We start from the raw sequence: 21,787 nt of genomic DNA, 5'->3' as shown, positions 1-21,787 counted from the left end.
CTGCAATGGATCTGCGCTTCGGTGACAGCAAGCCGACGGACGAGGAGAAGGCGGCCGTCGACGACCTGCTCGGGCCTCCGCCCAGCGCCTGGGAAGGGGCGGACGACCGCACCACGGGCGACCTGCGCTGGGCAGTCGGCGGCCGGGACGCACGGGAGCGGCGTGACCTGCTGTTGCCGGGGCTCCACGCGGTCAACGACCGCGTGGGATGGATCAGCGAGGGAGCGCTCACCTACCTGTGCCGGAGGCTGACGGTGCCGCCGGCCGAGGCCTACGGCGTGGCGACGTTCTACTCGATGTTCTCCATGCGTCCGCGTCCGGCCACCGTCGTGCATGTCTGCACGGACATCGCATGCGCGGCGGCGCCGGGCGCGGACGCCTTCCAGGCCGAGGTGGAGCGCCGCCTCGGCCCCGCGGGCGAGGCCCGCGACGGCGCGGTCTGGCAGCCCAGCCCCTGCCTGGGCCTGTGCGAACGCGCCCCGGCCGTCCTGTCGATACGTGCCGGGCAGGGCTGCCCCTCGGCGGCCGGGCCGGGAGCGGGAGCCGCTGCCGAGGGAGCGTCGTCCAACGGGAGTTCACCGGCGCCGGGCGCTCCCGCCCCCGGTGTGGCGGCGTACGCGACCGCCGTCGTCGCACCCGCCACGGCACAGGACGTGGAGGCGGCCGCACGCGCCCCCGAGGACGCACCCGAGGAGCCCGCTCCCGCTCTCGCCGTGCCGCAGGCCGGCGAGCCGGGGCTGAAGCTGCTCTCCCGCATCGGCGTCGCCGACCCCGAGTCCCTCGACGACTACCGCGCCCACGGCGGCTACCGGGCGCTGCGCCGCGCCTTCGCCCTCGGACCGGCCGGGGTGCTGCGCGAGGTCACCGACTCCGGGCTGGTGGGACGCGGCGGCGCCGCCTTCCCCACGGGCCGCAAGTGGCAGGCCACGGCGTCGCAGCCGGACCAGCCGCACTACGTCGTGTGCAACGCCGACGAGAGCGAACCGGGCACCTTCAAGGACCGGGTCCTGATGGAGGGCGACCCGTTCGCGCTGATCGAGTCCATGACCATCGCCGGCTACGCCACCGGCGCGCACAAGGGCTACCTGTATCTGCGCGGCGAATACCCGCGCGCGCTGCGGGTGCTGACGAACGCCATCACGCAGGCACGCGCCCGCGGCCTGCTCGGCGACGACGTGCTCGGCATGGGCTACGCCTTCGACATCGAGATCCGGCGCGGCGCCGGCGCCTACATCTGCGGCGAGGAGACGGCTCTGTTCAACTCCCTGGAGGGCAACCGGGGAGAGCCCCGCTCCAAACCGCCCTTCCCGGTGGAGAAGGGCCTGTTCGGCAAGCCGACCGCCGCCAACAACGTCGAGACGCTCGTGAACGTCCTGCCGGTGCTGGAGATGGGCGCCGAGGCGTACGCCGCGATCGGCACCGGGAAGTCGACGGGGCCGAAGCTCTTCTGCGTCTCCGGCAGCGTGGAGCGTCCCGGCATCTACGAACTGCCCTTCGGTGCCACCCTCGGTGACCTGCTCGAACTCGCGGGCGTGACCGAGGACCTGCGGGCGGTGCTGCTGGGCGGCGCCGCGGGCGGTTTCGTACGAGGGGACGAGCTGGACATCCCGCTCACCTTCGAGGGAACGAGAGAAGCCGGGACGACGCTCGGCTCCGGCGTGGTGCTGGCGCTGGACTCGTCGGTGCCGCTGCCGCGGATCCTGCTTCGCATCGCCGAGTTCTTCCGCGACGAGTCCTGCGGCCAGTGCGTGCCGTGCCGCATCGGCACCGTGCGCCAGGAGGAGGCCCTTCACCGCCTCGCCGGGCGCGTGGGCACCTCCGGCGGGGCCGAGGGCACCGCCGATGACATCGCGCTGCTCCGCGAGGTGGGAGAGGCGATGCGCGACGCCTCGATCTGCGGTCTGGGACAGACCGCCTGGAACGCCGTGGAGTCCGCCATCGACCGACTGGGAGCCTACGCATGACCTCCGTACCGCTGGATCCCCCGCGCCGCCTCGTCGAGTTCGAGCTCGACGGCGAGCCGACCCGGGTCCCCGACGGGTCCACGATCCTGGACGCCTGCCGTTCGGCGGGCAAGGACATACCGACGCTCTGCCAGGGCGAGACGCTCGAACCGAAGAACGCCTGCCGCGTCTGCGTCGTCGAGGTCGAGGGCTCCCGCACTCTCGCCCCCGCCTGCTCCCGCAAGGCCGAGGCGGGCATGACGGTGCGCACGGACACCGAACGGGCCCGGCACAGCCGCAAGATCGTCCTGGAACTGCTCGCCTCCGCGACGGACTTGTCCACGACCCCGCGCGCGGCCGAGTGGATCAAGGAATACGGTGCCAAGCCGGACCGCTTCGGCGCGGACGCGGCGACGATGAACGAACAGCCGAAGATCGACAACGACCTGTACGTCCGCGACTACGACAAGTGCATCCTGTGCTACAAGTGCGTCGACGCCTGCGGTGAGCAGTGGCAGAACAGCTTCGCGATCTCCATGGCGGGCAGGGGTTTCGACTCGCGCATCTCCACCGAGCACGACGCGCCGCTCACCGACTCCGCCTGTGTCTACTGCGGCAACTGCATCGAGGTGTGCCCCACGGGCGCGCTGTCCTTCAAGTCGGAATTCGACATGCGGGAAGCGGGCACCTGGGACGAGGAGCGGCAGACGCAGACGACCACGGTGTGCGCGTACTGCGGTGTGGGCTGCAACCTGACGCTCCACGTGCAGGACAATGAAATCGTCAAGGTCAGCTCACCGCTCGACAACCCGGTGACGCACGGAAACCTCTGCATCAAGGGCCGCTTCGGCTATCAGCACGTCGGCGGAGGCAACACGGCAGGCGCTTGACGGACGACGGCGCGTCCCGGCGGCTCCCCGCGTGGGGGCCGTCCGGGGCCACCGCCCACACAACTCACCGACAGGACGGACCGAATGGGACGGGTCACTGAGCGACGGCGTGTGCTGCGCATCCGCGACGGTGCGGTGAGCACCCGCCCGGACACCCTCGTCGCCGAGGAACCGCTGGAGATCCGGCTGAACGGCAAGCCGCTCGCCATCACCATGCGCACCCCGGGTGACGACTTCGCGCTGGCCGCGGGGTTCCTCGTCAGCGAGGGCGTGCTGGGCGAGGCGGAGGAACTGGCGAACATCGTCTACTGCGCGGGAGCGACGGAGGAGGGTTCGAACACCTACAACGTGGTCGACGTCCGTCTCGCGCCCGGCGTCCCCGTCCCGGACATCGCCCTGGAACGGAACGTCTACACCACGTCCTCGTGCGGCCTGTGCGGCAAGGCGAGCCTCGACGCGGTCCGTACGACCGCCCGCTGGAGCATCGAGAACCCGCAGGACCCGGACGACCCCGCCGGGCCGCGCGTCCGCCTCGAACCGTCCGTGCTCTCCTCGCTGCCCGACACGTTGCGCGCGTCCCAGCGGGTCTTCGAACGCACCGGCGGCCTCCACGCCGCGGCCCTCTTCACCTCCGAGGGCGAACTCCTGGACGTACGGGAGGACGTGGGCCGCCACAACGCCGTCGACAAGCTCGTGGGACGGGCACTCCAGCAGGGCGGGCTCCCCCTGCGGGAGGCGGTGCTGATGGTCTCGGGACGTGCGTCGTTCGAGCTGGCGCAGAAGGCGGTGATGGCGGGCATTCCCGTGCTCGCCGCCGTCTCGGCGCCCTCGTCACTGGCGGTGGATCTGGCCGCGGAGACGGGGCTGACCCTGGTCGGCTTCCTCCGCGGTACCTCGATGAACGTGTACGCAGGTGAGCACCGGCTCGCCCTGCGCACCACGGCCGGCCGGGCCTGACGGCCTCGCCTGCTGCACGGGATAGGGGCTCGGTCGGCGGGAGGCGCCCCCTGCGCCGGCCGGGCCCTTCCCCGTGTCCCGGGGGCTTCCCCCTGCCCGGGCCTTCCCCATGCCCGGGCCTTCCCGCGGGCGCTCCTGCGCGTCCGCGTCCCTATCTCCGGTGCCGCGCCTGCGAGTCCGTGTGCGCTCCTCGGCGCGCCCGTACGCGCATTGTTCACTTTCGCCCCGACGTAGCCCGGGGCAGAGCGGGGCAGGGTTACCCCCAGTGCATCCGGACATCCCGTGAACCGCGATCACGGGCCCGTGCCGCGCGGGCCGCGGAAGGGGCGTACATGAGTCCTCGTCTCTCAGCCTTACGTCACGGAGCAACCCTCAGAACCGGACTGCTCGTCGCCCTGTGCGCCTCCTTGCTGGCCGTTCCGCAGCCCGCCGTGGGCGCGGGGCAGTCCGCCGGCAGCACCGAACCGCCCTTCACCCAGCAGGTGCTCTTCAGGGGGACGCCGGACCAGGGCTACGCGTGCTTCCGCATCCCCGCCGTCGTACGGACGGTGAAGGGCACGCTTCTGGCCTTCGCCGAGGGACGGGTGAACGACTGCGGCGACGCGGGCGACATCGACATCGTTCTCAGGCGGTCGTCCGACGGAGGCCGCACCTGGGGGCCGCTGAAGGTGGTCAGCAGCGGCGGCGGCGACACCCACGGCAACCCGCAGCCCGTCGTGGACAGCCGAACCGGGCGCATTCTGCTCGCGCAGACGTTCAACTCCGGCCGTGCGGACGGGAAGAGCTGCGAGTCCCCCTGCGACCGCACCCCCCACCTGCAGTACAGCGACGACGACGGCGCCACATGGTCCCCGCCGCGGGACCTGAGCGCGCAACTGCGGCCCCCGGACTGGAACTCCTGGTACGCGACAGGCCCGGGGCACGGTCTGCAGCTGCGCCACGGACGCCACGCCGGCCGCCTCGTCCTCGGCGTCAACGGTGAGACGTGGCGCGGCGGGAGGACCGTCAGGAACCACGCGGCGCTGGCCATCAGCGACGACGGCGGACGCAACTGGCGGCTCGGGGCCAGGGACAGCCGTGCGCACTCGCCCGAAGGGACCTTCCGGCAGAAGCCGCAGGAGCTGACCCTCCACGAACGCCGCGACGGCTCGGTCCTCGCGAGTGCCAGGGAGACCCAGGGCACCGACCTCGGGCACAGGTCGACGGCGGTCGCCCGCGGCGGCGGCGAGTTCTTCACCTCCTCCTTCCGCGCGATGCCCGGCCTCTACACGCCGCAGGTCCAGGGTTCCGTGCTGCCGCTGGGCGGCGGCACGGACAGGCTGCTGCTGTCCGCGCCCGCCGACCCCGACCGGCGCCGCACGATGACGGTCCGCTCCTCCTACGACGAGGGTGCGACCTGGGAGGGCGTGGACCGCGGCCGCACGGTGACCACCGACTGGTCCGGCTACTCCGACATGGTCCGGGCGAGTGGCGACCGCGTCGGCCTGCTCTACGAGGGCGGCGCGGCCGACGCCCGCGACGAGATCCGCTTCGCCGCCTTCACGCAGGACTGGCTCGGTCCCCGCAGGGGTCCGGACCCGGTGACGGCCGACCGCGCCCCCGGCGCCGGTGACGCCGCGGTGCTGGGCGGCGCGCGGCAGGTGACCGGTCACCATGGGCAGGCCCTGGCCTTCGACGGGCGTGACGACGCCGTGCGGCTGCCCTTCCGGCGCGGACTTCCTCTGGGCGAAGCGGACTTCACGGCCGGCCTGTGGTTCCGCTGCACCGGCGGCGCGGGTGAGCAGCCGCTGCTGTGGATGGGCGGCGTCGGCGAGGCGCAGCCGCAGGTGCGGCTCACGGCCGACGGGGCGGGCGGCCGCGTCACGGCGGCGGTGACCGCACGGCGGGTTCCGGCGCCGGCCGCCACGGCACAGGTGTCCACCGCGGGCGCGTACAACGACGGGCGGTGGCATCGTGCCGAACTGCGCCGCGGGGACGGTCAGTTGCGGCTGGAGGTGGACGGCGAGAGCGTGACCGCGCCGGACGTGCCGGGTTCGGTGAGCGTCACCTCACCGTTCGGCGTGCACCTGGGTCAGAGGGTGGACAGCCGGGCGCACCTCACCGGCGCTCTGGACGAGGTGCGCGTCAGCGCCGGGGGCCGCTCGGTGCTGGACCTGCCGCTGGAGAGGGCCGGCCCGGCTCGGTGACGACGGCCGCACCCGTTCGCCGGGCCGACCCCCGGGCCGCACCCGTGCGCAGGGCCGTTCACCCTCGCCGAGGTTCCCCGTCACCGCGCGGTTGACCGTCACCGTTGCGGTTCACCGTCACCGTTGCGGTCACCTTCGCCGAGCGGTCCCCGCAGTCACCTTCCGGCCCGGCTTCCGGCCGGGCGACGACCCTCCCGCCGCCACGGCGCGGGTGCTGCCCTCGGTGGTGCTCGCCTCCGGTGCCTTCGCGGCCCAGCGCCGGGAGAGGAACGCGCAGACGATGAGCTGCATCTGGTGGAAGAGCATCAGCGGCAGCACCGCGAGACTCGCCTGCGCTCCGAACAGCACGCTGGCCATGGGCAGTCCGGCCGCGAGCGACTTGTTGGACCCGGCGAAGACGGTGACGACGCGGTCGGCACGCGTGAAGCCGAGCCGGGACGCCCCGTACCACGTCAGCGTCAGCATCAGTGCGAGCAGCGCGGCCTCCACCCCGAGCAGCGCCACCAGCCGCAGAGGCGTGACCCGGCCCCAGATTCCCTCGGTCATGCCCTGGCTGAAGGCCGTGTAGACGACGAGCAGCACCGCTCCCCTGTCGACGTGACCGAGGACACGGTGATGCCGTGTGATGAAGCCTCCGATCCACCGGCGCAGCAGCTGCCCGGCCACGAACGGCGCGAGCAGCTGGCAGACGATCCCGACGATCCCTTCCGCGCCGAGCGCCGCGTGCCCGCCGATGAGCCAGGCCGCGAGCAGCGGCGTGGCCACCATCCCGAGCAGGCTGGAGTAGGTGCCCGCGCAGATCGCTGCGGGCACGTTGCCCCGCGCCACGGAGGTGAAGGCGATCGACGACTGGACGGTCGAGGGGACCAGGCACAGGAAGAGCAGCCCGGCCTGGAGCCCAGGTGTGAGCACGTACGGGACGAGTGCCCGTGTGGCCAGCCCGATCAGTGGGAAGACAGCGAACGTACACAACAGGACGAGCACTTGGAGCCGCCAGTGCCGCAGGCCCTCGAAGGCTTCCCGCGTGGAGAGGCGGGCGCCGTAGAGGAAGAAGATCAGTCCGACGGCCGCCTTGGTGCCCCACCCGAGACCGGCGGCCGCTTCCCCGCTCGCCGGGAGGAACACGGCGAGCAGGACGGTGCCCAGTAGCAGAGCGATGTACGGGTCGGCCAGTTGTGCCAGTCGGCGCATGTCTCCCTCGGTGCGGTGCTGTTGACTCCCGTGGAACACGGGCAGGGGCCGGATTCCACGAACGGTGCCGTTGAATGTCCTCCGGGCCATTCTCTCGCGGGGCCTGCAGCTGCTTTACTCGGGGAGGTTCGGTGCCGAAAACCCGTACGATCTGCAACAACCCCACGACGCCCTTCCGATGTGCCCCGATATGACGGACTGACCGGATTCGGGGACTCTCCCCACCAGCTTTTACATCGGATACCGTCGCCGCGCGCTGTGCTTTTTTTCACAGCTGTGCACTGCACGTCGAGGAGCATTCCCATTGCGCGAGTTCACGGTCCCGGCTCTGGCGCCCACACCGCAGGTTGGCGGGCTGGCTGACACTGTTTTCGACCATGCCACGGAAGACCCGGACAGGGTCGCGCTGTCCCGCAAGGACGCCGCGGGCGAGTGGCAGGACGTGACCGCCGCCGAATTCCGTGACCAGGTCATGGCCATGGCCAAGGGGCTGCTGGCGGAAGGCATCCGCTTCGGTGACCGGGTCGCCATCATGTCGCGCACGCGCTACGAGTGGACGCTGCTCGACTTCGCACTGTGGACCATCGGCGCACATGTGGTGCCCATCTACCCGACCTCCTCCGCCGAGCAGGTCTGCTGGATGATGCACGACTCCGAGGTCACGGCGGCCATCGTCGAGCACGAGGACCACGCGATGACGGTCGGCTCCGTCATCGACCGTCTGCCGCAGCTCAAGCGGCTGTGGCAGCTCGACGCCCAGGCCGAGAAGGAACTCATGGCCGCCGGCGCCCACTTGGAGGACGACATCGTCCACCGGCACCGGCTCGCGGTCACGCCGGACTCCACGGCCACCATCATCTACACCTCGGGCACGACGGGCCGCCCCAAGGGCTGCGTGCTCACACACGCCAACTTCATCGCGGACGCCACCGCCATGCAGGGCAGGTACGAGCACGTCTTCAGCCACAAGCCGAGCGAACCGCCGTCCCTGCTCCTCTTCCTGCCGCTCGCGCACGTCTTCGGGCGCATGGTGCAACTGGTGTGCATACGGTCCAAGGTGCGGCTTGGCCACCAGCCGGTCATGGCCGCCGAGTCGCTGCTGCCGGACCTGAGGACGTTCAGGCCGACGTTCATGCTGGCGGTGCCGTACCTCTTCGAGAAGATCTTCCAGTCCGCCCGCCGCAAGGCCGAACTGGAAGGAAAGCTCGGCCCGTTCGAGAAGGCCGTGGATGTGGCGGTGCGCTACGCCGAGGCGATGGAGAACAAGGCGTTCCGCAGCGGCCCCGGCCCGAGCGCATCGCTGCGCCTGAAGCACCAGGTCTTCGACAGCCTCGTCTACAGCAAGATGCGGGAGGCCATGGGCGGCCTGTGCCGCGGCGCCATCTCCGGCGGCAGCGCCATGGAGCGGCGCCTCGGGCTCTTCTTCGAGGGCGTCGGCATGCGCATCTACGAGGGCTACGGGCTGACCGAGACGAGCGCGGGCGCCACCTGCAACCCGCCGGAGCGCATCCGCTTCGGCACCGTCGGGCACCCCGTGCCCGGCACGACGGTGCACATCGCCGACGACGGCGAGATCTGGCTGCGCGGACCCCAGATTTTCCAGGGCTATCTCAACAACCCCAAGGGCACCGACGAGGCGCTGCACGACGGCTGGCTGGCGACGGGCGACCTCGGCGCGCTGGACGAGGACGGCTATCTCACCATCACCGGGCGGAAGAAGGAGATCCTCGTCACCTCCGGCGGCAAGAGCGTCTCGCCCGGTGTCCTGGAGGAGCGGGTGCGCGCGCACCCGCTGGTGGCGCAGTGCATCGTGGTCGGCAACGACCGTCCGTACGTCTCGGCGCTGGTCACCCTCGATCCGGACGCCGTCTCCCACTGGCTCCAGATGCGCGAGAAGCCCGAGCTGAAGCCGACGGAACTGGTGCGCGACCCGGACCTGGAGACGGAGGTGCGGCGGGCCGTCGTGGCCGCCAACACCCAGGTCTCACAGGCCGAGTCGATACGTACGTTCCGCATACTCGCGGCGCAGTTCACCGAGGAGGCGGGCTACGTGACCCCCTCACTGAAGCTGAAGCGGAAGGCGATCGAGTCGGCCTACGCCGTGGAGATCGAGGCGCTGTACCACCAGTGACGTGAGCACAGCCGTCACGTGAGCGCAGCCGTCGTGCCGCGCTCCTCGCAGCGGTGTGCCGCGGAACACCGTGCGACGGGCAGACCCTCGCCGCGCCTGCGCCCCGGCCGGTGCCCGGTCCGGGCCGAGGAATGCCGCGATTCCCCTGATCGTTGAGGGGTACCGAAGTGGAACAGTTCGTCGACATGTGAGGACCGATCGTTCGTGAGCAGCGTTCCCACCATCACCCTCAACAACGGCAGCGTCATGCCCCAGCTGGGCTTCGGCGTCTGGCAGGTGCCGGACGACGAGGCGGCCCGCGCCGTGGGCACCGCCATCGAGGCGGGCTACCGCAGCATCGACACGGCCGCCATCTACGAGAACGAGCGGGGAACGGGCAGCGGCCTTGCCTCTTCGGGCGTGCCGCGCGAAGAACTCTTCGTCACCACCAAGCTGTGGAACTCCGAGCAGGGCTACGACTCCACGCTGCGCGCCTTCGACGCGTCCCTGGACAGGCTCGGCCTGGAGTACGTGGACCTCTACCTCATCCACTGGCCCGTGCCGGAGGCCGACAAGTACGTCGACACCTGGAAGGCCTTCGAGAAGATCAACGCTGAGGGCCGCGCCAGGGCCGTCGGCGTCTCGAACTTCAAGCCCTCCCACCTGCGGCGGCTGCTGGACGAGACCGGCACGGTGCCCGCCCTCAACCAGATCGAGCTGCACCCGCACCTCCAGCAGGGCGAGTCGCGCGCCTTCCACGCCGAGCACGGCATCGCGACGGAGGCGTGGTCGCCGCTCGGGCAGGGCAAGGACCTGCTGGCGGAGCCCGCGCTGACGTCGCTGGCCGGCAAGTACGGCAAGTCGCCCGCGCAGGTCGTGCTGCGGTGGCATCTGCAGACGGGGAACGTGGTGATCCCCAAGTCGGTGACGCCGTCCCGCATCAGGGAGAACATCGACGTCTTCGACTTCGAGCTCGACACCTCCGAGATGGAGGAGATCGCCGGGCTCAACTCGGACTCCCGTCTCGGCCCCGACCCCGACACCATGAACTTCCTGGGCTGAGCGACGGCACGGCGCGCGGCGGGCCCGGGCTTGTCTCCCGCCCGTCCGGCGCCCGGCTTCCGCGCCGCGCGCGGCCGGACCTCCCGGCCGCGCGCAGTCGTTCGTGTTCGTACACGGTCGCGCGGTCGTGCGTGTACGTACACGGGCACGTGGTCGTGCGTGATCCCGTGCACGCGGCGGAGAGTGGACCAATCCGCCGGGCGGTCCGCCACGAAGGCTCTGTGAGCAGATCTCCCGGGAGGAAACATGGGCACGACCGCACGGCGTCCCGCACACCGGATCTCGCGGCGGGCACCGCGGGGCGGCGGGGCGCGACCCGCGCCGCCCGCATGCGTACGCGAATCGGGGGGAGGTGCCGTGGCGTGAACGAGACCGTGCAGATCGCGGACCCGGGCGGCACGGCTCCGCCCGATCTGGCCCAGCTTCTCTCCCAGGTGGCACGCGGGGACCAGGACGCCTTCGCCGACGTCTACGACCGCATCGCAGGCCCCGTCCTGGGCCTCGTCCGGAGCGTGCTGCGCGACCCCGCGCAGTCCGAAGAGGTCGCGCAGGAAGTGCTGGTGGAGGTGTGGCGCACCGCGGCGCACTTCCGTCCCGAGAAGGGCAGTGCCATGTCGTGGGTGCTCACGTTCGCGCACCGTCGCGCCGTGGACCGGGTGCGCTCGGTGCAGGCCTCGGCGGACCGTGAGCACCGTGCGGCCCTGCTGAACCGCACGCCCGCGTTCGACGAGGTCACCGAGGCGGTGGAGGCCCGGCTGGAGCGTGAGCAGGTACGCCGCTGCATGCGCACCCTGACCGAGCTCCAGCGCCAGTCGGTGACCCTGGCCTACTACCGGGGGCTGACGTACAGGGAGGTCGCCGAGCTCCTCGCCCAGCCCCTCGGAACCGTGAAGACCCGGCTGCGCGACGGTCTGATCCGGCTGCGCGACTGCCTGGGGGTGACGGCGTGACGGACGACGGCGTGCCGGACGGCGCCATGACCGGCGGCGGGGCCGGGGCCGAACTGCACACGCTGACCGGCGCGTACGCCGTGCACGCGCTGCCCGCCGCGGAGCGCGAGACGTTCGAGCGCCACCTGGCCGCCTGCCCCTCCTGCGAACAGGAGGTCGCCGAACTGCGGGCCACCGCCGGCCGGTTGGGCCTGGCCGTCTCCGAGGCCACCTCGCCGCAGATGCGGGAGAGAGTGCTGCGGCAGATCGCCGGTGTGCGCCAGGAGCCTCCGAGGGTCACGGGGGAGCCCGCCCCGGTCCGGGAGGCGCGCGGGCGGAGGCGCCCGGGCGGGAGCCGCAGGCTGCGCTCCCTGCCGCGCTTCGCGCTCGCGGCGTGCCTGGCGGCGGTTACGGCCGTCTCCGGCGGTGCCGCGGTGTGGCAGTACGGGGAGGCACAGGAAGCACGCGAGCAGGCACAGCAGTCACGTCAGCGTGAGGCGGAGCTGGCGCGGGTGCTGGCGGCGCCGGACGCGAGGACGACCGGGCGCAGCGAGCTGCCGGGCGGGGCGTCGGGCAGCGTCGTCGTCTCCCGCGACCGCGACCGTGCCGCCTTCCTCGCCTCCGGGCTGGCCGAGCCCCCCGCCGGCAAGGTGTACCAACTGTGGTTCGCCGACGGGCAGAAGATGCGCTCGGCGGGGCTGGTGGACTCCCCCGGTGACAGCAAGGCCGTCCTGATGGAGGGCAGGGTGGGCGGGGCGTCCGCGATGGGCGTCACCGTCGAGCCGGCGGGCGGCTCGCCGCAGCCGACGACCGAGCCGCTGGCCCTGATGAAGCTGCCGCGGGCGTAGGGGTGTCTGACGAATCCCTCCCCGGTGGCCGGCACGCACTCCCCCAGCCTTCGGCCGGGGGTGCCCCCACGCTGCGTTGTCAGTCCGCGGGGCGGCCCGGGCCCGGAGGTGCGGCCCCGTCCGGCTCAGCCGGCCCCGGCCCGGTCGTCCCCGCCTGGCTTGGGCGGCAGGGGGAAGAAGCCGCTGGTGCGTGCCGTGTACTCCGCGTATCCGGGGCGCTGCGCCATCTGCTGCTCCAGCAGCCTCTTTCCGCTGCCCTTCGTCAGCAGCAGACTCATCACCACGGGTGAGACCAGTGTCGCCGCCGCGACGGCGGGGTCCGCGCACGCCGTCAGATACAGGCCCCACCACACGAGGAAGTCGCCGAAGTAGTTGGGGTGCCGCGTGTAGCGCCACAGCCCGCGGTCCATGATCCGGGCGCCCGTGCGGTCGCGGAGGTCCGGATCGGCCTTGAAGCGGGCGAGCTGGGCGTCCCCGACGGTCTCGAAGAGGAAACCGGTCAGCCACACCGCCACCGCGGCCGCCAGCAGCGCAGCCTCGGCGGCGGACACCGGTCCGGGCGCGTACTGGGCCGCCTGCACGGGCAGGGAGACGAGCCACACCAGTGCGCCCTGCAGCAGATACACGGTACGCAGCGCGTACAGCCGCGGGTTGCCGGGGGCCCGCGCCAACAGGCGCTCGTAGCGCGGGTCCTCGCCGTGTCCCCGTCCGCGCAGCGCGATGTGCCCGGAGAGCCGCAGGCCCCACACGGCGGTCAGCAGCGTGACCAGCAGTCGCCGCCCCTCGTCGCCGTGGCCGGAGGAGAGCGCGAAGGAGACAGCGGCGACGGCGGTGAAGCCCAGCCCCCAGGCCACGTCGACGATGCGGTGCACGCCCTTGACCAGGGCGACGGCGAAGGTCACGAGCATCACCGCGAGGGCGGCACCGGCACACGCGGCGAGGCCGGTCCCGAAGGCGCCCCAGGGGTAGCCGTTCACCGGCCGCCGCCGGACATTCCGCTGCGGCCCTCCGCGTCGGGACGGACGGCCAGGATCTGGTCCACGCCCATGCGTCCCTCCTCGAAGGCGAGCATTCCGCCCACCAGATACAGGCGCCACACGCGCGCCGCCTCCGTACCGATCAGCGCCGTCACCTCGCTCCAGCGCTCCTCGAGGGTGCGGCGCCAGGCTGCGATCGTACGGACGTAGTCCTCCCGGAGCGATTCCACGCCACGCACCTCCAGCGACGCGCCTTCCAGCAGCGAGACGGTCTCGCCGAGGGGACGCATGTGCATGTCCGGGGCGATGTAGGTCTCGATGAAGGCGCCGCCTCCCGGCGCGTTCCGGCCGCGGGACATCTGCTGGACGAGCAGCCGTCCGCGGGGCCGCAGCCGCTGGTGCAGCGAGGCCGCGAACGCCGGGTATCCGGCGTCGCCGACGTGCTCACCCATTTCGATGGAGCTGACGGCGTCGTAGGTGCCCGGCTCGATGTCGCGGTAGTCCCGCAGCTGCACGTCGACGAGGTCCTCCAGCCCCTCCTCCCGGACGCGGCGCGTGACGGCCGCCGCCTGCTCACGCGCCAGGGTGACGGCCGTGACGCGGGCCTTGTAGTGCCGTGCGGCGTGCAGGGTGAGCGACCCCCAGCCGCAGCCGACGTCGAGGAAGCGGGCACCGGGGTGCAGATCCAGCTTGCGGCACACGAGTTCGAGCTTGTCGTGCTGGGCGTCGGCCAGCGAGTAGGCCCGGTCCCCGGGTCGGCGCCAGTAGCCGCACGAGTACGCCATCGACTCGTCCAGGAGCAGGGCGTAGAAGTCGTTGGAGAAGTCGTAGTGGTGGCTGACGGCCTCCCGGTCGCGGTCACGGCTGTGCAGCCGCCCCTTGGGACGGGACCGCAGTGCGGGCGCCGGCGGACGCGGCCCGACCGCGCCCAGCCCCAGCAGCACCCGGAACGCGCGGGCCGCGGCGCGCGGAGTGGGCCGCGGCGGGCGCAGACCGCCGGCGCGGGCGGTGCGCCACACGGTGCGCAGCGCTTCGGCGAGATCGCCCTCGACGTCGAGGTCACCGGTGATGTACGCCTCGGCCAGGCCGAGTTCGCCGGGCTGCCACAGCAGCCGGCGCAGCGCACGGCGGGAGCGCAGCACCAGCAGGGGCGCGTCCTCGGCGGAGTCGCCGGGGGCCGTCTCGCTGCCGTCCCAGGCGCGCAGCCGCACGGGGAGCGGACTTCCGGCGAACTCCTCGAGCAGTGGGGTGAGTCGCTGTGCCGCGCCGTCTGGCTTCATGCGTGGTTCTCCTTGTTCCTCTCGGGCCCGCCGGGACGGGCGGGGTCTCCCGGCCGGGTCAGCAGCAGCTGCCCGACGTCCAGGTATCCGGCGCGGAATCCCGCCTCGGAGTAGGCCAGATAGAACGTCCACATCCGCCGGAACGTCGCGTCGAAACCGAGGGCGACGGTCTCGGGGGCCCTTTCGGTGAAGCGTTCGCGCCACAGGCGCAGCGTCTCCGCGTAGTGGGGCCCGAACAGCTCCCGGTGGGTCACCCGCAGCGCGGTGGCCTCGCGGGTGGTGCGGTCGACGGCTTCGAGAGAGGGCAGCAGCCCGCCGGGGAAGATGTACTTCTGGATCCACGTGTAGGTCTTCCTGGTGGCCAGCATCCGTTCGTGCGGCATGGTGATGGCCTGGAGGGCCGCGCGGCCGCCGGGCGCCAGCAGCCGGTCGATGCAGCGGAAGTAGCCCGCCCAGAACTCCGCTCCGACCGCTTCGATCATCTCGACGCTGACGACGGCGTCGTAGGTGCCGGTCAGCTGCCGGTAGTCCCGCAGCAGCAGCGTCACGCGCTCCTCGTGCCCGGCTGTGCGCACGCGCTCGCGGGCCAGCTTCAGCTGCTCCTCGGAGAGGGTGGCCGTGACGACCCGGGCGCCGCGGCCGGCGGCGCGCAGCGCCAGCTCTCCCCAGCCGGTTCCTATCTCCAGCAGGCGGGTGCCGGGGCCCACTCCGGCCATGTCGAGCAGCCGGTCGATCTTGCGTCGCTGCGCGGCCGCGAGGTCGGGCCACTGCGCCGGAAGCCCGTCGAAGAGCGCGGAGGAGTAGGTGAGGGTGTCGTCGAGGAAGAGGGCGAACAGCTCGTTGGACAGGTCGTAGTGATGGTGGATGTTCTCGCGCGAGTGGTCCTCGGTGTTGCGTCCGCTCTCCGGCTGCCGTGCCGCCCACAGGGTGCGCAGCCGCTGCAGAGGCTCCGGCACGAGCGCGGTGACGTTCTCGGCGAGGACGGTGAGCACCCCCGCCAGATCGGGCGCGTCCCACTCCCCCGCCATGTACGACTCGCCGAAGCCGATCAGGCCCGACCGTCCGATCCTTGCGAAGAACGCCTCGGGGTCGTGGAGTTCGAGCAGCGGCCCGCCCCGGCCGAGGTCCTCTCCGCCGGCGGTGCGTACCCGCAGGGGCAGACGTTCCAGGGTGCGCCGCACCAGGCGCGCGGCGAGGGCTGTGCGCAGGGGCGCGCGCTGTGGAGCACGGGCCACGTCGGGCCAGCGGGCGGCGTCGACCGCGGTGCGGCGTGCGGACTCGGACGGCATGTGCAGGCTCACTCCAGACCCTCCTGGACCCGGTGGCGGGGACGGGGACGCACGGGCAGACCGCGCAGATACAGGCGGACGCCGTGCAGCCGGACGGCGGCGGTCACGGCGGCCGTGGGCCAGGGGTGGCGGAGCGCGGCCCGCAGCAAGCCCGCGGTGGTCGCGGGGCGGCGCCGTCCGCGCAGGGTCGCGATGAAGGGACTGCCTCCGGCGCGCACCAGCCGGACGGACAGGCTCAGCGCGGTGCCGGGGCGGGGCAGCCGCATCCGGTAGGCGCCGTCGACGGGGAAGAACGGCGAGACGTAGAACTCCTTGCCTGTGGTGGCCGATCCGCTCTCGTCGGGGTGCAGGAGGTAGCAGTGCCGCTCGCCGTAGGTGTTGTGCACCTCGGCGACCACGCAGGTCTCTTCGCCCCCGCGGTCGTGGCACCAGTAGAGGGTGAGGGGGTTGAAGACGTGCCCGAGGACTCGGGCGTTGGCGAGCATCAGCACCTGCCCGGCGGGCGGGCCGAAGCCTCTGGCGGCGAGGAACCGTTCCAGACCGGCGCGGATCGTCGGCGCGGTGCCGCCGAAGTGGTCGCGGCTCTCGAAGCGGGCGAGGGGACGCAGCATGCGGGGCAGCCGCGGCAGACGGTCCACGTCGACGAGCCACATGTACGTGCGGTGCCGGACGGTGTGGCGCAGCGGCCGGGTCCGCACATGCGTCACCAGGCACTCGTACAGGGCCGGTTCGCCGGTGCCTCCCCGGTGCCCGTGCGCCTCCCGTGGCTCGGCGGTCACCATCGCACCCCCAGTGCGGCGGCCGCGTCGACGCCCGAACGGCAGCCGTCCTCGTGGAAGCCCCAGCCGTGGTATGCGCCCGCGAACGCCGTTGTTGCGGAGGCGAGTTCGGGCAGCCGCTGCTGGGCGGCGACCGACTCCGCCGTGTAGACGGGGTGTTCGTAGACCATCCTGGCCAGCACGGAATTGGCCTCCACCCGGTCCCCGGCCCCGAGGGTGACGAGGAAGTCCTCCGGCGCGTCGAGCCGTTGCAGCCGGTTCATGTCGTAGGTGATGCGCACGGACGCGGCGTCGGTGCGGCAGGAAGGCATCAGGTAGTTCCAGGATGCGCGGGCCGCCCCCGCACGCGGCAGCACCGAGCTGTCGGTGTGCATCTGCGTGGGGTTGCGCGAGTAGCGGAAGGCTCCGAGGACTTCGCGTTCCGCCCGCGTGGGTTCCTCCAGCAGCTTCAGGGCCGTGTCGGCGTGCGTGGCCAGGACGACGGCGTCGTACTCGTGAGTCGTCCCGTCCTCGGTGACGATCTCCGCGCGGTCGCCGGGGCGCCGCACCGTGCGTACGGGCGTCGCGGTGTGAACTGCCGCCAGCTGCTTGGCGATCCGCTCGACGTATTCGCGCGAGCCGCCCGCGACCGTCCGCCACTGAGGCGATCCCCGGACGCTGAGCATCCCGTGATGCCCAAGGAAGCGGAACAGGTAGGCGGCCGGGTAGCGCAGCGCCGTCGTCGCGTCGCAGGACCACACGGCGGAGACGAGCGGCGTCATGAAGTGCGTGACGAAATAGGCCGAGTAGCGGCCGCGGGCGAGGAACTCCCCGACCGTGAGGGCGCCTTGGCCACGCCCGTCGCCCCCACCGCTGCTTCCGTCGGTCTCGTCCAGCAGGTTCTGCGCCTGCCGGTGGAAGCGCGGGACCTCGGCGACCATGCGCAGGAAGCGGGGCCGCGCGAGGCTGCGGGGCTGGGCGAACACGCCGCGTGCACCCCGCGCGCCCGCGTACTCCAGGCCGCAGCCCTCGCACCGCACGGACATGCTCATCTCGGACGGCTGCGTCCGCACGCCGAGTTCACGGAAGAGGCGCAGCAGCATCGGGTACGTGCGCTCGTTGTGCACGATGAAGCCGGAGTCGATCCGCTGAAGCCGGCCGTTCGCCGACGGGACGTCGTGGGTGTGGGCGTGGCCGCCGAGCCGGGCGTCCGCCTCGTACAGGGACACCGAGTCCGACTGCTGGAGCACGTAGGCGGCTGTCAGGCCTGCCACACCACTGCCGACAACGGCCACCCGGCGCCGCCTGCCACTGCCACTGCGCTCTGCCATGCCGCTCCTTCCGTACGGGGGCGAACACTGCCCTCTTGGACCGCATTCGGAGCCGGAAGGGGGGTGGCTTGGTCGGGGAGCTGACTTTCTTCGATCCTTTCTGAGCTGCGGTTTTTTTCTCCACCGGACCAATCCCGCGGCACCGGTACGCCGAATCCGGGATGTGAACACGGACCGAGAAGCGATCCCGGGGACGAAGCGCCGGACACCCCTCGCGGATGCGGGGACCGTCCGGAGGGGACGACGCCTGCTGCTCGCCGGGGCAGGCATGCTCAGCGGTCTGCTCGCCGGTGTCGCGGCGCTCGCGCTCGCCGAACCGGTGTCGGTGGCAGTGCGCCCCGAGGCGAGTCCGGTCACGGCCGTCGGCGGTGCGGTGATCGACCGGACCCCGGCAGCGGTGAAGGACTTCGCCGTCCGCACCTTCGGCAGCCAGGACAAGCTCGTCCTCCAACTGGGCATCGGGGCGCTGCTGGTGCTCTTCGCCCTCGCACTCGGGCTGCTCGCCCTGCGCCGTCGGCGTACGGGATCGGCCGGGGTCGTCGTCTTCGGCCTCGTCGGAGCGTCGGCGGCGGTGGAGCGTCCCGGCGGGGGCCCGCTGGACGCCGTCCCCTCCATCGTGAGCGCCCTCGCCGGGGCCGTCGTGCTGTACCTGCTGGCGGGCCGGCTCGCTCAACTGCCGCCGCCCGCACGGCGGAACGCGGCACCGGCCGACGGGGAGACACCTCCCGGAACTGCCGCGCGGCCCGCCGCGCCGGAGGCCCTGCGCCGGCGCGGCTTCACCCTGGCTGCGGCTGCCGTGGCAGCGGGCTCGGCCGGTGCGGCACTGCTCGGCCACCGGCTGGGCGCCTCACGCGGTGCGCGGGCCGCCGCCTCCCGCGCCGCCGTCCTTCTGCCCGCTCCCCGCTCCCGGGCCGCGCCCGTCCCCCGGGGTGCCGACCTCGGGATCGACGGGGTGCCCCCGTTCCTGACGCCCAGCAAGGACTTCTACCGCGTGGACACCGCCCTGACCGTCCCCCGCGTCGACGTGGACGACTGGACGCTGCGCATCCACGGCAGGGGCGTACGCGAGCCGTTGACGCTCGGCTTCGCGGACCTGCTGGAGCGCGGCCTCGTCGAGCGGCACATCACGCTCACCTGCGTCTCGAACCAGGTCGGCGGCTCATACACGGGCAACGCGTCCTGGCTGGGTGTGCCGCTGGCGGCGCTGCTCCGCGACGCCGGGGTGCGCCCGCCCTCGCAGGGCGGCGGCGCCGACCAGCTCGTGGCCCGTTCCGTGGACGGCATGACGCTGGGCAGCCCGGTGGAGACGGTCATGGACGGGCGGGACGCCCTGCTCGCCGTCGGCATGAACGGCGAACCCCTGCCCTTCGCCCACGGTTTCCCGGTCCGCATGGTCGTTCCCGGCCTCTACGGCTACGTCTCGGCGTGCAAGTGGCTGCGGGATCTGGAGCTGACCACCTTCGACGACTACGACGTCTACTGGGTGCGGCGGGACTGGGCGCGCGAGGCACCGGTCAAGACCCAGTCCCGCATCGACACCCCCCGGCCGCTCTCCTCCCTCAAGGCGGGCACGGTGCGCGTCGCCGGCGTGGCCTGGGCCCAGCACCGGGGCATCGGCCGCGTCGAGGTACGGGTCGACGACGGCCCCTGGAAGCGGGCGCGGCTGGCCGAGGAGGACAGCCCCGACACCTGGCGCCAGTGGGTGTGGGAGTGGCCCGCCGCACCGGGAAGCCACCGGCTTCAGGTGCGGGCCACCGGCAAGGACGGGCGGACACAGACCGCCGAGCGCGTCGGGACCGTGCCCGACGGCGCCACGGGACGGCATTCGGTGGTGGTCGACGTGACGTGACGCGACCCCGGCTCCCGCATTCCCGACCGGACTTCAGGCCTCCGAACACAGAAGAGAGACAACGATGAACACCTCACGCATCCGCAGGACCGCCGTCGCCGTCACCGCAGTGGCACTGCTGCCGCTGGGCGTCTCCGCCTGCTCCAGCGACAGCGGCAGCGGCAGCGGCAGCAAGAGCTCGGACAGCAAGCCCTCCGAGTCCCGGAACAAGGAGAAGGAGGAGAAGGGGCAGAAGCCGGAGGCGGCGAGCGGCGAGTTCGGACCGGCCTGCAAGGCCGTGCCCGAGACCGGCAAGGGCAGCTTCGAGGGCATGGCGCAGGACCCCGTCGCCACCGCCGCAAGCAACAACCCCGAACTGTCCACGCTGGTCGGCGCGGTGAAGAAGGCCGGCCTGGCCGACACCCTCAACAGCTCGCAGGACATCACGGTGTTCGCCCCGACGAACGAGGCGTTCGAGAAGATCCCGGAAGCCGACCTGAAGAAGGTCATCAGCGACAAGAAGATGCTCACGAAGGTCCTCACCTACCACGTGGTGGGCGAGAAGCTGCCGAAGGAGAAGCTGGCCGGCGGCTCCTTCCCGACCCTGGCGAAGGAAGACCTCACCACGGCCGGCTCCGGTGACTCCTACAAGGTCAACGACGAGGCCGCGGTGGGCTGCGGCAACGTCAGGACCGCCAATGCCACGGTGCACATCATCGACTCGGTCCTGATGCCTCCGAAGTAGGGGCACGGCAGGCGCCGGGCGGCGCCGCGGAGACAGGCCCGTGCCGCGCGGATTCACGGGGTCCGTGCGGCACGGGCCGCCGGGTGACGCATCCGCGGACCCGGGGGTGGCGGAGCCTGAGGGAGCGTACGTCCATCTGGTCGCGCCACGGGTGGTGCGCCCCCGTCGGCGGCCGGACGCTGAGGCATGGCCCGAGTACGCCCGTCCACCAGCGACACGAGGAGAGCGCCAATGCCCCGAAAGCTCCCGGTCCTCGCCGCCACGGTCATGGCCGTCGGCGCCCTCGGCATCGCCGTGATGCCCGCGACCGCGGACGAGCCCTCCCCTCCCGGCCGCGCCGGCGCCGACCCCGCCGCCACCGGTGACGCGACGCCCGCCCCGGAGATCGCGCCGGGGATGCTCAAGAGCATCAGCAAGGACCTCGGCATCACCACCGCCGAAGCCGTCAAGAGGATCGCGAACGAGCAGCGGGCCGTCACCGTCGAACAGCAGATGCGCACGAAGCTGGGGCGGCGCTACGGCGGCGCCTGGGTCACGGGAGCGACTTCGAAGCTCGTCGTGGCGACCACCGACCGGGAGGACACCGCCGCCATCAAGGCCGCAGGCGCCGAGCCGAAGGTGGTCGAGCACAGCCTCGACGCCCTGGAGACGGCGAAGGCCGCCCTCGACACCTCGGCGCTCAGGCGCGCACCGCGCGGTACCTCGGTGTGGGCGGTGGACGTCCCGAGCAACAGCGTCGTCGTGCGCGCGAACGAACCAGCGGGCGCGAAGGACTTCCTCACCCGCAGCGGTGCGTCCGCCTCACTGGTCCGGGTGACGCAGTCCACCGAGAAACCCCGCCCGTACGCGGAGGACCTGCGCGGTGGCGACGCCTACTACACCAACGGCTCCACCCGCTGCTCCATCGGCTTCTCCGTCACCAAGGGCAGCACCGACGGGTTCCTCACCGCCGGGCACTGCGGGAAGGAGGGGGCGAAGACGACGGGCCACAACAGGGCCGCGCAGGGCACCGTCCAGGCACGGTCCTTCCCGGGTCACGACTACGGCTGGGTCGCGGTGAACAGCGGCTGGCGGGCGAAGCCGTATGTGAAGGGCCCCGGCTCGGTGAATCTGTCGGTCGCCGGCGCCAAGCGGGTGCCGTCCGGTTCGTCGGTCTGCCGCTCCGGGTCGACCAGCGGCTGGCGCTGCGGCACCATCGAGCAGCACGACGCCACCGTCGCCTACGAGCAGGGCACGGTGCGGGGCCTGGGGCGCACGTCCGTGTGCGCCGAACCGGGCGACTCCGGCGGGCCGTTCGTCTCCGGCGACCAGGCGCAGGGAACGACGTCGGGCGGCTCGGGCGACTGCTCGACCGGCGGCACGACCTACTACCAGCCGGTCGCCGCCCCGCTCTCCGCGTACGGCCTGAAACTGAGCACCAGTTAGGTCACCAGTCAGGTCACCACCCGGCGCCGTCGCGCTCT

General features: G+C 72.3%; 17 protein-coding genes. 11 read left to right on the top strand and 6 right to left on the bottom strand.

What is annotated here, in order from left to right; all coding sequences use genetic code 11:
• The first annotated feature begins 5 nt into the window (after positions 1 to 5).
• The 4 genes from H180DRAFT_RS14720 to H180DRAFT_RS14705 all read left to right on the top strand — a co-directional run bounded on the left by H180DRAFT_RS14720 (position 6) and on the right by H180DRAFT_RS14705 (position 5,976).
• Positions 6 to 1,964 (top strand): NAD(P)H-dependent oxidoreductase subunit E, encoded by a 1,959-nt coding sequence (locus tag H180DRAFT_RS14720; protein ID WP_055486521.1) that lies wholly within the window; start codon positions 6 to 8, stop codon positions 1,962 to 1,964.
• Positions 1,961 to 2,833 (top strand): 2Fe-2S iron-sulfur cluster-binding protein, encoded by an 873-nt coding sequence (locus tag H180DRAFT_RS14715; protein ID WP_055486520.1) that lies wholly within the window; start codon positions 1,961 to 1,963, stop codon positions 2,831 to 2,833. The genes H180DRAFT_RS14720 and H180DRAFT_RS14715 overlap by 4 nt, the downstream gene beginning before the upstream one ends.
• 84 nt (positions 2,834 to 2,917) lie before the next feature.
• On the top strand, positions 2,918 to 3,790 hold the full coding sequence (gene fdhD / locus H180DRAFT_RS14710) for a formate dehydrogenase accessory sulfurtransferase FdhD (RefSeq protein ID WP_055486519.1): 873 nt from the start codon (positions 2,918 to 2,920) through the stop codon (positions 3,788 to 3,790).
• Between the two features lie 332 nt (positions 3,791 to 4,122).
• Positions 4,123 to 5,976 carry an exo-alpha-sialidase gene (locus tag H180DRAFT_RS14705; protein ID WP_074466820.1) on the top strand — a complete coding sequence of 618 codons (1,854 nt, stop codon included), beginning with the start codon at positions 4,123 to 4,125 and terminating at the stop codon, positions 5,974 to 5,976.
• A gap of 129 nt (positions 5,977 to 6,105) precedes the next feature.
• Here H180DRAFT_RS14705 and H180DRAFT_RS14700 read toward each other — a convergent pair whose 3' ends face one another.
• On the bottom strand, positions 6,106 to 7,167 hold the full coding sequence (locus H180DRAFT_RS14700; protein WP_079100120.1) for a bile acid:sodium symporter family protein: 1,062 nt from the start codon (positions 7,165 to 7,167) through the stop codon (positions 6,106 to 6,108).
• Between the two features lie 304 nt (positions 7,168 to 7,471).
• Between H180DRAFT_RS14700 and H180DRAFT_RS14695 the strand changes: the two genes are divergently transcribed.
• The 4 genes from H180DRAFT_RS14695 (at position 7,472) to H180DRAFT_RS14680 (ending at position 12,116) form a co-directional block, all read left to right on the top strand.
• On the top strand, positions 7,472 to 9,298 hold the full coding sequence (locus tag H180DRAFT_RS14695) for an AMP-dependent synthetase/ligase (protein WP_055486517.1): 1,827 nt from the start codon (positions 7,472 to 7,474) through the stop codon (positions 9,296 to 9,298).
• Between the two features lie 204 nt (positions 9,299 to 9,502).
• Positions 9,503 to 10,339 carry an aldo/keto reductase gene (locus tag H180DRAFT_RS14690; RefSeq protein WP_055486516.1) on the top strand — a complete coding sequence of 279 codons (837 nt, stop codon included), beginning with the start codon at positions 9,503 to 9,505 and terminating at the stop codon, positions 10,337 to 10,339.
• A 362-nt stretch (positions 10,340 to 10,701) separates the two neighbouring features.
• On the top strand, positions 10,702 to 11,289 hold the full coding sequence (locus H180DRAFT_RS14685) for a sigma-70 family RNA polymerase sigma factor (protein WP_055486515.1): 588 nt from the start codon (positions 10,702 to 10,704) through the stop codon (positions 11,287 to 11,289).
• Between the two features lie 26 nt (positions 11,290 to 11,315).
• A complete protein-coding gene (locus H180DRAFT_RS14680) occupies positions 11,316 to 12,116 on the top strand; it encodes an anti-sigma factor (protein WP_055486683.1) in 801 nt (266 codons plus the stop codon).
• Positions 12,117 to 12,241: 125 nt separating this feature from the next.
• Here the strand turns inward: H180DRAFT_RS14680 and H180DRAFT_RS14675 are convergent, their stop codons facing one another.
• Genes H180DRAFT_RS14675 through H180DRAFT_RS14655 form a run of 5 tightly spaced genes read right to left on the bottom strand, consistent with a single transcriptional unit; the run spans position 12,242 to position 17,751 of the window.
• Complete coding sequence (locus H180DRAFT_RS14675; protein ID WP_055486514.1) at positions 12,242 to 13,093, bottom strand: DUF1295 domain-containing protein; 852 nt, start codon at positions 13,091 to 13,093, stop codon at positions 12,242 to 12,244.
• On the bottom strand, positions 13,090 to 14,373 hold the full coding sequence (locus H180DRAFT_RS14670; protein WP_055486513.1) for an SAM-dependent methyltransferase: 1,284 nt from the start codon (positions 14,371 to 14,373) through the stop codon (positions 13,090 to 13,092). The genes H180DRAFT_RS14675 and H180DRAFT_RS14670 overlap by 4 nt, the downstream gene beginning before the upstream one ends.
• Positions 14,370 to 15,662, bottom strand: a complete 1,293-nt coding sequence (locus H180DRAFT_RS14665; RefSeq protein WP_055486682.1) for an SAM-dependent methyltransferase — start codon at positions 15,660 to 15,662, stop codon at positions 14,370 to 14,372. The genes H180DRAFT_RS14670 and H180DRAFT_RS14665 overlap by 4 nt, the downstream gene beginning before the upstream one ends.
• A gap of 8 nt (positions 15,663 to 15,670) precedes the next feature.
• Positions 15,671 to 16,444 (bottom strand): DUF1365 domain-containing protein, encoded by a 774-nt coding sequence (locus H180DRAFT_RS14660; protein ID WP_055486512.1) that lies wholly within the window; start codon positions 16,442 to 16,444, stop codon positions 15,671 to 15,673.
• Complete coding sequence (locus tag H180DRAFT_RS14655) at positions 16,438 to 17,751, bottom strand: NAD(P)/FAD-dependent oxidoreductase (RefSeq protein WP_055486511.1); 1,314 nt, start codon at positions 17,749 to 17,751, stop codon at positions 16,438 to 16,440. The genes H180DRAFT_RS14660 and H180DRAFT_RS14655 overlap by 7 nt, the downstream gene beginning before the upstream one ends.
• A 268-nt stretch (positions 17,752 to 18,019) precedes the next feature.
• Between H180DRAFT_RS14655 and H180DRAFT_RS14650 the strand changes: the two genes are divergently transcribed.
• The 3 genes from H180DRAFT_RS14650 (at position 18,020) to H180DRAFT_RS14640 (ending at position 21,749) form a co-directional block, all read left to right on the top strand.
• Positions 18,020 to 19,600 (top strand): molybdopterin-dependent oxidoreductase, encoded by a 1,581-nt coding sequence (locus tag H180DRAFT_RS14650; RefSeq protein WP_055486510.1) that lies wholly within the window; start codon positions 18,020 to 18,022, stop codon positions 19,598 to 19,600.
• A 64-nt stretch (positions 19,601 to 19,664) separates the two neighbouring features.
• A complete protein-coding gene (locus H180DRAFT_RS14645; protein WP_055486509.1) occupies positions 19,665 to 20,324 on the top strand; it encodes a fasciclin domain-containing protein in 660 nt (219 codons plus the stop codon).
• Positions 20,325 to 20,555: 231 nt separating this feature from the next.
• Positions 20,556 to 21,749 (top strand): S1 family peptidase, encoded by a 1,194-nt coding sequence (locus H180DRAFT_RS14640; protein ID WP_055486508.1) that lies wholly within the window; start codon positions 20,556 to 20,558, stop codon positions 21,747 to 21,749.
• Positions 21,750 to 21,787 lie beyond the last annotated feature (38 nt).

Origin of the sequence: Streptomyces sp. WMMB 322, assembly GCF_900090145.1 — a bacterium.
In the GTDB taxonomy this organism is placed as follows: domain Bacteria; phylum Actinomycetota; class Actinomycetes; order Streptomycetales; family Streptomycetaceae; genus Streptomyces.
The sequence above is the reverse complement of the archived record's forward strand: the minus strand, read 5'-3'. Positions and strand labels throughout refer to the sequence as shown.

Excerpts from the sequence above, each read along its gene's own strand:
- H180DRAFT_RS14720 (WP_055486521.1), top strand. The coding sequence starts at position 6 with ATGGATCTGCGCTTCGGTGACAGCAAGCCGACGGACGAGGAGAAGGCG.
- H180DRAFT_RS14715 (WP_055486520.1), top strand. The coding sequence starts at position 1,961 with ATGACCTCCGTACCGCTGGATCCCCCGCGCCGCCTCGTCGAGTTCGAG.
- fdhD (WP_055486519.1), top strand. The coding sequence starts at position 2,918 with ATGGGACGGGTCACTGAGCGACGGCGTGTGCTGCGCATCCGCGACGGT.
- H180DRAFT_RS14705 (WP_074466820.1), top strand. The coding sequence starts at position 4,123 with ATGAGTCCTCGTCTCTCAGCCTTACGTCACGGAGCAACCCTCAGAACC.
- H180DRAFT_RS14700 (WP_079100120.1), bottom strand. The coding sequence starts at position 7,167 with ATGCGCCGACTGGCACAACTGGCCGACCCGTACATCGCTCTGCTACTG.
- H180DRAFT_RS14680 (WP_055486683.1), top strand. The coding sequence starts at position 11,316 with ATGACCGGCGGCGGGGCCGGGGCCGAACTGCACACGCTGACCGGCGCG.
- H180DRAFT_RS14670 (WP_055486513.1), bottom strand. The coding sequence starts at position 14,373 with ATGAAGCCAGACGGCGCGGCACAGCGACTCACCCCACTGCTCGAGGAG.
- H180DRAFT_RS14665 (WP_055486682.1), bottom strand. The coding sequence starts at position 15,662 with ATGCCGTCCGAGTCCGCACGCCGCACCGCGGTCGACGCCGCCCGCTGG.
- H180DRAFT_RS14660 (WP_055486512.1), bottom strand. The coding sequence starts at position 16,444 with ATGGTGACCGCCGAGCCACGGGAGGCGCACGGGCACCGGGGAGGCACC.
- H180DRAFT_RS14655 (WP_055486511.1), bottom strand. The coding sequence starts at position 17,751 with ATGGCAGAGCGCAGTGGCAGTGGCAGGCGGCGCCGGGTGGCCGTTGTC.
- H180DRAFT_RS14650 (WP_055486510.1), top strand. The coding sequence starts at position 18,020 with ATGCTCAGCGGTCTGCTCGCCGGTGTCGCGGCGCTCGCGCTCGCCGAA.
- H180DRAFT_RS14645 (WP_055486509.1), top strand. The coding sequence starts at position 19,665 with ATGAACACCTCACGCATCCGCAGGACCGCCGTCGCCGTCACCGCAGTG.
- H180DRAFT_RS14640 (WP_055486508.1), top strand. The coding sequence starts at position 20,556 with ATGCCCCGAAAGCTCCCGGTCCTCGCCGCCACGGTCATGGCCGTCGGC.